The sequence below is a fragment of the Cellulomonas timonensis genome, assembly GCF_900046455.1.
GTDB lineage: Bacteria > Actinomycetota > Actinomycetes > Actinomycetales > Cellulomonadaceae > Cellulomonas_A > Cellulomonas_A timonensis.
In genome coordinates, this window is the sequence record NZ_FCOT01000012.1 from 764406 (window position 1) to 776414 (window position 12009).

Genomic DNA, 12009 nt, shown 5'->3' on the forward strand with positions numbered 1-12009 from the left:
GGGCGACGGGCAATGCGCTATTGACCGTCACCGCATGCAGAACGCGTCGATAGTTTCGGCCTTCTGTCGATGCGTTTCGACTCGACCCCCGATCGGGCTCCAGACCGCCTACGCTGCCGAACACCGTGGCCCTCGCGCCCGAGAGCCCCCGAGCATCCACCAGCCGTGGCCGCGATCTCAGGAGGCATGGAATGCGTGAGACCCCCGGGAGGCCACATCCCCACCACGCGGTGGTGATCGCGGGCGCCGGCCCGACAGGCCTGATGCTCGCGGGCGAGCTGGCGTTGGCGGGCATCGACGTCGTCGTCGTCGAGCGCCGTGCCAGCCAGGACGTCAACGGGTCGCGGGCGGGCGGGCTGCACTCCCGCACACTCGAGGTGCTGGACCAGCGCGGCATCGCCGACCGGTTCCTCGCGGCCGGGCAGGCGATGCAGATCCAGGGCTTCGCCGGGATCCCCCTCGACATCAGCGACTTCCCCACCCGCCACAACTACGGGCTGGCGCTCTGGCAGGGCCACATCGAGCGACTCCTCGCCGACTGGGTCGGCGAGCTCGGCGTCCCGAACCTCAGGGAACGCGAGGTGGCGGGCTTCGTCCAGGACGACACCGGGGTCGATGTGCGCCTGTCCGACGGCCACATCCTGCGGGCGTCCTACCTCGTCGGATGCGACGGCGGGCGCAGTGCCGTCCGCAAGGCGGCCGGCATCGACTTCCCCGGCTGGGACCCCACGACCTCCTGGCTGATCGCCGAGGTCGAGATGGAGCAGCAGCCCGAGATCGGCATGCGCCGCGAGGGCGGGGGCATCGGGCCCGTCAACCGGGAGGCGGGCGGCGGGCCGTACCGAGTGGTGCTGAAGGAGCCGCTCGTCGACCAGCCCGCCGAGCCCACCCTGCAGCATGTCCGCGAGGCGTTGGCCGCCGCCTACGGGACCGACTACGGAGCGCACAGCCCGAACTGGGTCTCGCGCTTCACCGACGCCACCCGCCAGGCGGCGTCCTATCGCGCCGGACGCGTGCTGCTCGCCGGCGACGCCGCCCACGTGCACCCGCCCCAGGGCGGCCAGGGCCTCAACACCGGCGTGCAAGACGCCGTGAACCTTGGCTGGAAGCTCGCCCAGGTGGTCCAGGGCGGCTCCCCCGAGAGCCTCCTAGACAGCTACCACGCCGAACGCCACCCCGTCGGCGCCCAGGTGCTGCGCAGCACGATGGCGCAGGTCGCGCTCAGCACCCCCGACGACCGCCACGACGCGCTCCGCGACACCCTGGCCGGCCTGCTGTCGATGGACGAGCCACGCCGCCGGATCGCCGCGCAGCTCACCGGGCTCGACATCCGCTACGACCTCGGCGAGGGGCACCCGCTCATCGGGCGGCGGATGCCCGACCTCGACCTGGGCACTGCCGACGGCCCCACCCGCGTGTTCACGCTGCTGCACGACGCGCAGCCGGTCCTCCTCAACCTCGGAGAGCCCGGCGGCCTTGAGATCTCCCCCTGGCCGGACCGGGTCCAGTGGGTCGACGCCACGCACGACGGCGAATGGGAGCTGCCGGTGATCGGCCAGGTTCCCGCGCCGATGGCCGTGCTGATCCGGCCCGACGGGCACGTCGCCTGGGCGGGCGACCTCGCAGACCCCGAGCTCCCCCGTGTGCTGGGCACGTGGTTCGGAACCGCCGCCCTGTGACGGCGCTGAGAACAGCGAGGATGGGCCAATGATGGAGATGCAGCCGACAACGCCGCCGAAGACCGTCGCGATCCTCGGACCAGGGGGCGTGGGCGGGCTCGTCGGCGCCCTGGCGGCCCGGGCCGGGCACCGCGTGGTGTTCCTCGCCAGCCCGTCCACCGCCGAGGCCCTCCGCGCCGACGGGGTGGGCGTCACCAGCACGATGTTCGGAGACTTCACCGTGCCCGTCGAGGCGGACACCGTGCTCCGCGAACCGGTGGACCTGTGCGTCGTCGCCGTCAAGCACACGGCACTCCCCGCCGCCCTCGACCGCGTGCCCGCCGAGCTGGTGTCCGACGGGCTCGTGCTCCCGCTGCTCAACGGCGTCGAGCACGTCGACGCCCTGCGGCAGGTGTTCGGCCCCGCGTCGGTCGCCGCAGGGGTCATCCGGGTGGAGTCCACTCGGACGGCGCCCGGGCGCATCATGCACGGCAGCCCGTTCGCGCGGGTGGACCTCGCCAGCCGCACGGCGCCACCGGCCCGGGTCGATTCGGCGACGGCGATCCTGCGCGGGGCCGGCCTCACCACACGGACCCTCGACGACGAGCAGGCGATGCTCTGGGACAAGTTGACGGTCCTCGCCCCGTTCGCGCTGCTCACCACCCGGTACGGGACTCCCATCGGCGAGGTGCGGACCGCCCACCGCGACGAGCTCGTCGAGCTTGTCACCGAGGTGGCGGCGGTGGGACGCGCGAGTGGCGGCACTGTCACCCCCGAGGCCGCCCTGTCGTTCTCCGAGGGGTTCCCACCCGAGGCCCGGTCCTCCATGCAACGCGACGCCGAGGCCGGGCGGCCGATCGAGCTGGACGCGATCGGCGGCGCCGTGTTGCGCGCGGCGCAGTCGCACGGCGTGCCCGCGCCAGCCACCGCCCGCTTGGTGGCGCACCTCGCCTGAGCCCGCCGTGCACCCCGTGACGGCGAGGGGTCAAGCGCACATGGGAGGGATCAGGACGGCACGGTCCTGGGCCTGCGCACCACGCCGACGACGACGGCCAGGCCTGCCCCGGCCATCGCGCCCGCGGCCACACGCAGCCACTCGGATCCGTCGCGCTGGACCATCACCGTGACCTCGGCGTCGCCATCCTCCGTGCGGACGACGACATCCGCCTCGAGCCCAGGGCGCTCGAGCAGGGTCAACGTCCTCGCGGCAATCTCATCCCACCTCACAGGCAGGGGGCCCACACCACTACGCCGCCCTCGAGAATCGCGACGGATTCGAGGTGGAGCTCGTCGCGTCAGCGTGATTCCTGAACGCTTCGAGTTCGCCGACAGACCGTTGACCACGTTCTGTGACTTTTGTTAGTGTCGCTTATGAACCATTCGTACACCTTCCTTACATATTCGTCCGACGATGGACAGGGGAACGCACAATGGCTTTCATCCGACACTCCCACCACTCACCGACGGGACGACGACGTCCTGTCCTGATCACCACAGCACTGGCCGCGGTGGCCGCACTGCTCGCCGCACTGGCCGTGACCCAGCCCGCGTTCGCGGCAGGATCGATCAGCGCCACCTTCACCTCCGCCGGCGACTGGGGCACCGGCCACCAGGTCAACGTCAAGGTCACCAACTCCGGAACCACCCCCGTGAACGGCTGGACCCTCGAGTTCGACCTCCCCGCCGGGAACGCCCTCGGCAGCTCGTGGGACGCCGACGTCACCCGGGCCGGCAACCACTACACGGCGAAGAACAAGGGCTGGGCCGCCACGCTGACGCCCGGAGCCTCGTTCACCTGGGGCTACGTGGCCACCGGGCCGTTCGCTTCGCCGACAGCGTGCAGCATCAACGGCGTGGCCTGTGCCGGCGGCACCCCCACCACCTCGCCCACACCAACACCGACACCGACGACCACGCCCACCCCGACGCCGACGCCGACGCCGACCACCACGCCACAGCCAGGCGGCAAGAAGCTCGTCGGCTACTTCACCGAGTGGGGCGTGTACGGCCGCAACTACCACGCGAAGAACGTCGCGACGAGCGGATCGGCATCGAAGCTGACCCACATCCTCTACGCGTTCGGCAACACCACCGGCGGCAAGTGCTCGATCGGCGACGCCTACGCGGCCTACGACAAGGCGTACACCGCGGCCGACTCGGTCGACGGCGTCGCCGACACGTGGGACCAACCGCTGCGCGGCAACTTCAACCAGCTCAAGAAGCTCAAGGCGATGAACCCAGGCCTCAAGGTCATCTGGTCATTCGGCGGCTGGACATGGTCGTCCGGCTTCACGCAGGCCGCGGCCAACCCCACCGCGTTCGCCGATTCCTGCTACCAACTGCTCAACGACCCGCGCTGGGCCGGGCTGTTCGACGGCATCGACATCGACTGGGAGTACCCGAACGCGTGCGGCCTGACATGCGACTCCAGCGGTCCCGCGGCCTTCAACAACGTGATCACCGCGCTGCGCAGCAAGTTCGGCAGCAGCAAGCTGATCACCGCTGCCATCACCGCAGACGGCAGCAGCGGGGGCAAGATCGACGCCGCCGACTACGCCGGTGGGGCGCAGAAACTCGACTGGATCATGCCGATGTCCTACGACTACTTCGGGGCGTTCAACCCGACGGGCCCCACGGCGCCGCACTCGCCGCTCACCTCCTACGCGGGCATCCCGCAGGCGGGCTTCAACACCGAGGCAGCGGTGGACAAGCTCATCGGCAAGGGCATCCCGGCCAACAAGATCCTGCTGGGCGTCGGCTTCTACGGTCGCGGATGGACCGGGGTCACGCAGACAGCCCCCGGCGGCTCGGCGACGGGCGCCGCGCCAGGCACCTACGAGGCCGGCATCGAGGACTACAAGGTGCTGAAGACGAAGTGCCCGGTGACGGGCACAGTCGGCGGCACCGCGTACGCCAAGTGCGGCTCCGAGTGGTGGGGCTACGACACCCCCAGCACGCTCGCCGGGAAGACGTCCTGGGCCAAGAACAAGGGACTCGGCGGCGCCTTCTTCTGGGAGCTGTCCGGTGACACCGCCAACGGCGAGCTGATCAGCGCGCTGTCCAACGGGTTGAAGTAGACCTCGCCGAAGCCCGGCCGCCAGGCGACTCCGCCTAACGGCCGGGCTTCGGCGATGTCAGCCGCAGGCGACGCCGTTGACCGCGAACACCGTCGGGTTGGTGTTGGCGCCCGAGTACGAGCCGTTGAACCCGACGCTGCCCACCGAGCCCCCCGCGGGAACGGCGCCGTTCCACGCCGCGTTCGTGACTGTCACGGTGGAGCCGGTCTGGCTGAACGTGCCACCCCAGCCCTGCGTCACCTTCTGATCACCCGGGAACGTGAACGTCAACCGCCACGCCGTCCACGGCGTTGATCCGGTGTTGGTGACGTTGACCGACCCGGTGAAGCCCGATGTCCACGAGTTCGCCGAATAAGTGACCTTGCAGGTCCCGGCCGGCGCCGTCGGCGACGTCGTCGGTGTGGGCGTGGCGGTCGGCGTCGGCGTCGGTTCGACCGTGCCGGTGGCGTGCTCTGCCGCCCAGATCGCAAGCCACGCGAGCGCCGAGTTCCAGTTGACCGTCACCTCGTTCACCGAGTACGCCTCGATGTGGTCGACGAAGCACTTCTGCGCGGAGCACCCCGCGAGCTGGGCGGCCGCGTACGGGTCCTGCAGCTCGCTGTTCGGGCCACCGGAGAGCACGCCCGGAGGGGCGATCGGCAGCGACGAGCTTGCCTGGTTCGCCCAGAACCGGTGGTGCACGTTGCGCACCGCCTTCTCCCCGTAGCCGGAGATGTAGGACTGGTTCAGCGGGTTGCGGCCCTGCAGGTAGTCGAGTGCGGAGTAGACCCCCGCGCGGTACTTCGCCTGGCCGGTGAAGTCGTGGGCGAGCGCGATGACGTTCGCGTTGTTGGCGATCTGCCCGTTGGACCCCCAGTAGTAGACGCCCGGCGTGCTGTTGTTCGGCGCAGGGTAGGCCTGGCTCTCCGAGCGGGTGAGCGTGGCGTCCGCGAACGCGGTGATCGCGGCGCGGGTGGCCGTGACATCGGCCGCGGGCAGCCCGGTGGGCACGATCGCGAGGGTCGTGTCCCCCAGCCCGCCGACCCAGCCCCAGTCGTAGCCGCGCTGCGCGAAGCTCGCGCCCTTGTACAGCGACGACCCGGTCACGTCGGCGCGATACGTCGCGGAGCCGGTGGTGGCGTAGAGCTCGGCAGCGGCCCAGTAGAACTCGTCAGCCACCGAGGGGTCCTCGTACGAGCCGCCGCCCGTCGAGTCGCTCGCCGGGGCGAGCCGGTTCGGGCTCGCCTTCGCGGCCGTGTACGCACGCACAGCAGCAGCGAGCGCGCGGTCGGCGAACGCCGAGTCGTACGGGCGCCACAGCCGCGCGGCCTGCGCCGCCACGGCGGCCATGTTCAGCGTCGCGGCGGTGCTCACGGGCGAGAGCAGGCGACGCTGGCTGTCGTTCGCCGGGATGGTGGGGATGCCTGTCCAGTTCTCGTCGTGGATCTTGTGGTGCACCATTCCGGCGTCTGTCCGGCCCGTCGGCACCTGCATCTTCAGCAGGAAGTCGACCTCCCAGCGCGCCTCGTCCAGGATGTCCGGCACGCCGTTCGAGCGCTCGGGGATGGCCAGTGTGCCGTCACCGAGAGCCGCCTTGTCGGCCCCCGTGACGTGGAGCGTGCGCTCATAGGCGTTGAGCAGCTGCCAGGTCGCGATCCCGCCGTTGACCACGTACTTGCCGTGGTCGCCCGCGTCGTACCAGCCGCCGCGCACGTCCAGCGTGTAGCCGCACGACTGCCGGCAGGGCACGGCGTTGTCGCCCTGGTTCGGGGCGACGTTGAGGTGTCCGGCCGCGCGGGCGTACTGGCTGCCGACGTACTGCGCCTCGATCGCGATGCCGCTGCGCTGGTGGTAGAAGAACGCGAGCGAGTCGTCACGGAGCTTCTTGACCGGGGTGGCCGAGACGTCGAACGGGTAGCTATTCGAGCCGTCGGCCGACAGCACGTATCCGCTGCCGGTGGTGTCGAAGGACGAGAAGTCGATGAGGTGCGTGCGATCGCCCGAGAGCGCGTCCGCCCCCTTGACCGTTGTCTGGCCCGAGGCGACGGTGCTGCCGGACGCGCTGCGCAGCGTCCACGCGACAGGGCTCGTCGCGCTGCTCACCAGGGTCGCCCGCTTGGCCTGCCCCGGGACGTAGGCGACCTGGTTGACCCTGACGGGCGATCCCGGGTCGGGGGCCGCGGACGCGACCTGCGGCGGGATGACGATGCTCGCGAGCACCAGCACCGTCCCTGCGGCGATCGCGGCGCGTTGGGACCGCCGCGCGTGGCGGCGGGTGCGGGTGCGGAGCAACATGCTGGCCCTCCGGTCGATCGGACAGGACTCGAGAGACGGGATGGGACCGAGGCAACAGCCGTGTCGCCTTCCAGCCGCCCGTTCCCGGGGACGCCGGCGCCGCACCGTCGCGGGCCGAGCGCCAGCCACTGTGGCACGGGGTGCAGCGCGTGGCCCAGGCCACGCACTGCCTCGAAACGCTTCACGTCGGCGAGCGCCCTGCGGCCGGTCACAGAGCCCAGCTGGCTGAGCGCTCGCCATCTGCCCACGTCAGCGGCGGCCTAGAGTGCTGCCCGCAGGGCCCAGCCCGAAGGGGGCGACGCCGCCGCGACGAGAGAAGGCCCGCTGGTGAACCTCAGAGAACGCTTGCGCATCGTCGTGGCGATGTGGATCTTCATCGGCTTGATCGGGGGGCCGTTCACGCTCCTCGTGGCAGCGGCCGCCTTCACCGCGTTCGGCCCCTTCGCCCCGCACAGCACCGCGTCCGTCCGCGCGCAGTTCGCACCGGGCGAGGAGGTCAAGGTCCGTGGAGAGGATGCCGTCGGCCTCCGCCCGGGAGAGTTCATGATCCTGACCCGCCCCGCCACCGTGGACCCGTCCGCTGTGACGTGCGAGTGGAAGAGCCGGGTGTACAGCACCGGTGAGCAGGAGTCGGGGACCCTCGAGCCCGTGGCCGTCGAAGGTGTGGAGCCCGTGGTCACCGACACCCGCAGCGGTGTCGAGTACCGCCCGGCCATGACCACCGCGGGGGGCTCGGGCTGGCTGGGCATCGACTACGTGACGTGCCGCGGGACCGGAGTCGAGACGTTCGCCATCACCGAGGACAAGGGCATGTCCTCAGCGACCCGCACGTCAGCAGGGGTGGTGGCAGTGGTGTTCGGGCTCCTCATCACCGGCATGGGATTCGGCGCCCTGAAGCTCACCCAGCACTGGCGACGCCAGCCCGCCGTGCCGGCGCCGTACCCGCACGGTCATCCCGGACCGTACGGGCACGGCCCTGGCCCGTACTCGCACAACGGCCAGCGCTAACCAGCCCCGCGCACAGGTGAGGGGCTCCTCCAATGACGGTCGCTCATGGTCACTTAGCGCGGTTCGAGAGGATTTCCCACAGGTGTGTCTCATTTTGAGAGATGGAGAATCCCTCGCCCCACGACTTGTATGCCGAAGGCGGCCTTGAGGCGAGCCGCGCGGTGTCGAGCTTCAAGGCAATCGACACGTTCAACTGCTGGGCCCCCTCAGGGACGAGGAAGGTCCACACGTGGGAGTCAGCGTCCGTTTCAACCGCGACGGCAGGATAATCCTTGCCTCCCACCGCGACCGTCGCGTCAGCCGTCGTGGGCGGCAACATGTACTGGAAACTGCGTTGCCATGGTTCCAGGTCGAGGATCAGGTAGCTCTGACCTGCTGGGGCCCACTCGTCCTGGTCGGACCACGGCGTCATCGTCCAGGCGGTCTGCCCGAAGTACGTCCCATCCCAGTTGTGATCAAATCCCGGAACAGGGTCGCCCTCCGGGTCCAGAACAATAGGCTGAATGAGCTTCGGCGCGGCGGAGTCTCCGGAGGCCGTCGTCGCGAGGCGGGCACTCTCGCCATTGTCCTTGACCTCGCCAGTGAGCAGAGAGACTGACTGGGCAATCTCCCCCGTGGTCACCACGAATGTCACATCCTTGACATCCTTCGGCACCGAGAGCGCGATCTTGTCCGCGGCGCCGTAGATGACTTCCTCGAGCGCCTGCGCGGCCTCGGCACCGGCTGGCACGTCATCGAAGTACAAGGCATACGTCTGGCTGGCGTCGGAGTGGGTTGCGCCGACGTCGAAGACCGGGACGATGATCCTCCTGTTCTCGCTGGCGACCATCTCCTCCCCGTTGACGACCACATGCCGAGGGGTGAGGAGGCTGTGCACCCTCACCACGGCTGACGGGGTGTGCAGAGCCTGATTCACCTCCGCCTCGTCGAACGAGTTGTCATCGCCCATGCGGAAGTCGTCGCCGATGGCGGCAAATCCTGAGCTGACCGCCGGCAAGGTCGTGAGCCACTCGTCATAGTCGTCCTCGACCGCGTTCGCGCGATCCTGAAGCCACTTCGCCACGGACTCCTGCTTGTCCGCCGCGACCTCCAGGTCGTTGCCGTTGGCATCCAGGAGCTCGATGGCCACGAAGTACTCGTCGCCCCGCGCGAACATGGAGACGTCGGTGGGCTTCTCGGCGGCGACGCGTAGCCAGAGCTCGCCATCGGTGTTGGTCTCGTACCGGCATTCGCCACCACGCTGAGCGTCGTAGAGCGTCAGACCGAGACGCTTGCCAATGGACTCCGCATCGCCGAAGAACCCTTCGCAGATTGCGAGCATCTCGGAATCATGGGCGTGCACGAAGACGTTGTATCCAAGGGATCCCTGAGCACCCCCGCACCCGGAGAGGACGAGTGTCGCGATGGTGAGTCCAGCAGCCGCCAGATATCCGCGCGCGGTTCGGGGCGTGGTGATGTTCAGGGGGATCCTCCAAGGGAGATGTCGGCTCGCGACGGGGATGTCGAGACCTGGGCCCCCTCTCGACATCGGCATAGCAAATCGTCCTATGAGTGTTCGACGCGCTCACACTTACCGCCTGGTCGGTTCTTCACCCGCGCTCGGGTGTTCGGTTTGACCGAGCACGGCCTCAGCGGCTCGCCTCGCCGCAATGCACTCGTCGCGGCGGGCAGCACTTCACCCTCCGCTGGATGCACGCAAATGCCCGCAACCGACAGGCGGGTGTGGGCGCGCACGGCGATTCGCCGCCGCCATTGGTCGAAGCAACATCAGACTCCTCGGCATGTTCCGTCACCGGCTGGCCAAACGCCAGCTCATCGTCGCGATCCTCCTTGCCACACTCGCACTGGGCGGAGGGGTGGCGTACGCGATCATCACCACGCAGAACAACGAGCGCGCGGCCGAATTACGCGCTCAGGAGGAACTCGCCGCTGAGGAAGCACGCGAAGCGCTGGAGGATCTCACGGACAGCGTCGTGGCTGAGGCCAAGACCACCGTGGCCGCAGCCGAGGCACACCTGGCCGAGGTCTCCGCAAAGCTCGACGAGGCGACGCTGAGCGCGTACAGCACGGCAGTTGACGCGCTGCGGGCAGCCGCCGCCCAGCGTGACGTCACAGGGATCGAAACTGCTACAGCCGCCCTCGCGGACGCCACTGCGGCAGCGGACGTCGCCGTCAGCGCCTTCGAGGCGGCAGCCGCTGCCGCCGAACTCCAGGCCGCGGCTGACGCGGCAGCAGCGCAAGCCGCCGCCGATGAGGCTGCAGCGCAGGCCGCCGCGACCGCGCAGGGTGCAGTGTCAGGCGGCGGCGCGAAGGCGAGCACCGGTGCATCCGGTTCTTCGAAGCCATCGACAACGACCCGGCAGGACGCCGCCGCGCCCGCGGCTGGCTCCGCAGCTCCTGCTCCCGCCCCGGCCCCCGCAGCGGACGACGACGTGGTCTGCAACACCCGACAGCCTGACGGATCCTTCATCACGTGCGGCGGGGCGTACGTCCCGCCGCCCCCCGCACCGCCGAAGGTGTGCCCGCCCGGAACGGTCGACAACCCGATCTACTCGGTGTGCACTCCCCCACCGAACTGGGAATCGACCCCATGATCCCGCCTTCGCGAAATCCCCCCACGAACGTCCGCTACGGCTCCACGGGCATCAACGACTCCAGAGCGGCGAGGTTGGCCGAGTGTCAGGCGATCATGAGGGGCATCGCCCTCTAGGCCGCGAAGGCGGGCCTCAGCTCGCGCATGCGGGTCCTGGCGGAGGCCACGGGACCCTGGTCCCACCTTTTCCACGGCACTTCTGTGTGTAATGGCGACGAAGGACTCGCGGGTCCCGCGGCGTGCGACCAGGAAGAGGTGAGGCGTGACGGCCGACCTCGACGCCAGAGTCCGCCGCTCCCTCGCCGCACGTTCCGCGGCATCGCGCGCCGCATCTGTCGGGGGTCGGCGCCGCCGGCGCCCCGGCCCCCCGGCCCCGAGTGCGCCGCCCGGCGCGCGACCATCGAAGGAGAGCCATGAGCCAGCCCGTCGAGATCCTGCCCACTGCCCCCGAGCCCGCCGGGCACACCCGCGGTTGCGGAGGTCCCGACGACGCTGACCCCGTGCTCGACGTGCGCACGATCCCGCACGCGATCCGGCACGCCACGGTCTTCGGCGCGTTCGACGCGATCGCACCCGGCGCGTCGCTCGTGATCGTCGCCCCGCACGCCCCGCTGCCGCTGCTCGCCCAGCTCGCCGAGCGCGCGCCCGTGGACGTCGAGTACCTCGTCGAGGGCCCCGACGCCTGGCACGTGCGGATCACGCGCCGCGCCGAGGCCTAAGCCCGAGCGGGCGGACTCGCGCGTCCGACCGAGCATCGGATACCCCGCGGGCGCCCGTCAGGCAGCGGTCGCCCGCGGCTCGAGCACGACGAGGACCGTCTCGGTGCGGCGGTGCGACGCGTACGCGTCGAACTTCGGATCGAATCGCGTCCACGTGCGCCACAGCCGGTCCCGCTCCTCACTGCGGGCGGCGCGGGCCCGCACCGCCCGCGGCCCCTCCGGCAGGTCGACGGTGGTCTCGGGGTGGGCCTGCAGGTTGAGCCACCACGCCGGGTGCCCCTCTCCCCAGCCGTTCATCGCGACCGTGACGACGTCGGGGCCCTCCTGCGCGTAGCCGACGATGACGTCGTGCGGGCGGCCCGTGCGGCGGCCGACGGTGTGCAACACCATCGTCCCGTAGCGGTCGTCGCGGGGCGGCCACAGCCCCCACCTGCCGCGGGACACCCGCAGGATCGCCCGGTGGACCACCCAGGCGGTGCGGATGAACCACCGCGGCGGCAGCCACGGACGACGGCCCTGCGGTGAGGTGTGTGCAGTCCCGGCATCGCCCATGACGTGCTGCCTCTCGTCCGGCGTCGCGCCCGCCTTGGCGCGCCCTTGGCACCGTACCGAGATCACGAGTTATGGGCCGGGGCTGTCGCCCGAGAGCTGCCAAGGCCCGTCGGCCCCGCCGCTGGACT

General features: G+C 70.3%; 10 protein-coding genes. 6 read left to right on the top strand and 4 right to left on the bottom strand.

Annotation, left to right across the window (positions count from 1 at the left end; all coding sequences use genetic code 11):
• Window positions 1-191 precede the first annotated feature (191 nt).
• Window positions 192-1679 carry an FAD-dependent monooxygenase gene (locus BN3788_RS11910; RefSeq protein ID WP_066586159.1) on the top strand — a complete coding sequence of 496 codons (1488 nt, stop codon included), beginning with the start codon at window positions 192-194 and terminating at the stop codon, window positions 1677-1679.
• A gap of 28 nt (window positions 1680-1707) precedes the next feature.
• Window positions 1708-2613 carry a ketopantoate reductase family protein gene (locus tag BN3788_RS11915; RefSeq protein WP_082812832.1) on the top strand — a complete coding sequence of 302 codons (906 nt, stop codon included), beginning with the start codon at window positions 1708-1710 and terminating at the stop codon, window positions 2611-2613.
• A gap of 50 nt (window positions 2614-2663) precedes the next feature.
• On the opposite strand, the gene BN3788_RS11920 is transcribed toward BN3788_RS11915, so the two are convergent.
• Window positions 2664-2855, bottom strand: coding sequence for a hypothetical protein (locus BN3788_RS11920; protein ID WP_066586164.1), 192 nt, complete (start codon window positions 2853-2855; stop codon window positions 2664-2666).
• Between the two features lie 233 nt (window positions 2856-3088).
• Here BN3788_RS11920 and BN3788_RS11925 point away from each other — a divergent pair, with 233 nt between their 5' ends.
• Window positions 3089-4735, top strand: a complete 1647-nt coding sequence (locus BN3788_RS11925; protein WP_066586166.1) for a glycosyl hydrolase family 18 protein — start codon at window positions 3089-3091, stop codon at window positions 4733-4735.
• Window positions 4736-4792: 57 nt separating this feature from the next.
• On the opposite strand, the gene BN3788_RS11930 is transcribed toward BN3788_RS11925, so the two are convergent.
• A complete protein-coding gene (locus BN3788_RS11930; protein ID WP_066586168.1) occupies window positions 4793-7009 on the bottom strand; it encodes a glycoside hydrolase family 9 protein in 2217 nt (738 codons plus the stop codon).
• Between the two features lie 327 nt (window positions 7010-7336).
• Between BN3788_RS11930 and BN3788_RS11935 the strand changes: the two genes are divergently transcribed.
• Window positions 7337-8017: a hypothetical protein gene (locus tag BN3788_RS11935; protein WP_147525122.1), complete on the top strand. Its 681-nt coding sequence runs from the start codon at window positions 7337-7339 to the stop codon at window positions 8015-8017.
• Window positions 8018-8066: 49 nt separating this feature from the next.
• Here BN3788_RS11935 and BN3788_RS11940 read toward each other — a convergent pair whose 3' ends face one another.
• A complete protein-coding gene (locus BN3788_RS11940) occupies window positions 8067-9359 on the bottom strand; it encodes a hypothetical protein (RefSeq protein WP_147525123.1) in 1293 nt (430 codons plus the stop codon).
• A 439-nt stretch (window positions 9360-9798) separates the two neighbouring features.
• Between BN3788_RS11940 and BN3788_RS11945 the strand changes: the two genes are divergently transcribed.
• Window positions 9799-10611: a hypothetical protein gene (locus BN3788_RS11945; RefSeq protein WP_066586173.1), complete on the top strand. Its 813-nt coding sequence runs from the start codon at window positions 9799-9801 to the stop codon at window positions 10609-10611.
• 412 nt (window positions 10612-11023) lie between these two features.
• Window positions 11024-11329: a DUF2249 domain-containing protein gene (locus tag BN3788_RS11950; protein WP_066586174.1), complete on the top strand. Its 306-nt coding sequence runs from the start codon at window positions 11024-11026 to the stop codon at window positions 11327-11329.
• Between the two features lie 57 nt (window positions 11330-11386).
• On the opposite strand, the gene BN3788_RS11955 is transcribed toward BN3788_RS11950, so the two are convergent.
• The gene (locus BN3788_RS11955; protein ID WP_066586176.1) at window positions 11387-11881 is read right to left on the bottom strand and encodes a nitroreductase/quinone reductase family protein; all 495 of its coding nucleotides are present in this window, start codon (window positions 11879-11881) and stop codon (window positions 11387-11389) included.
• Window positions 11882-12009 lie beyond the last annotated feature (128 nt).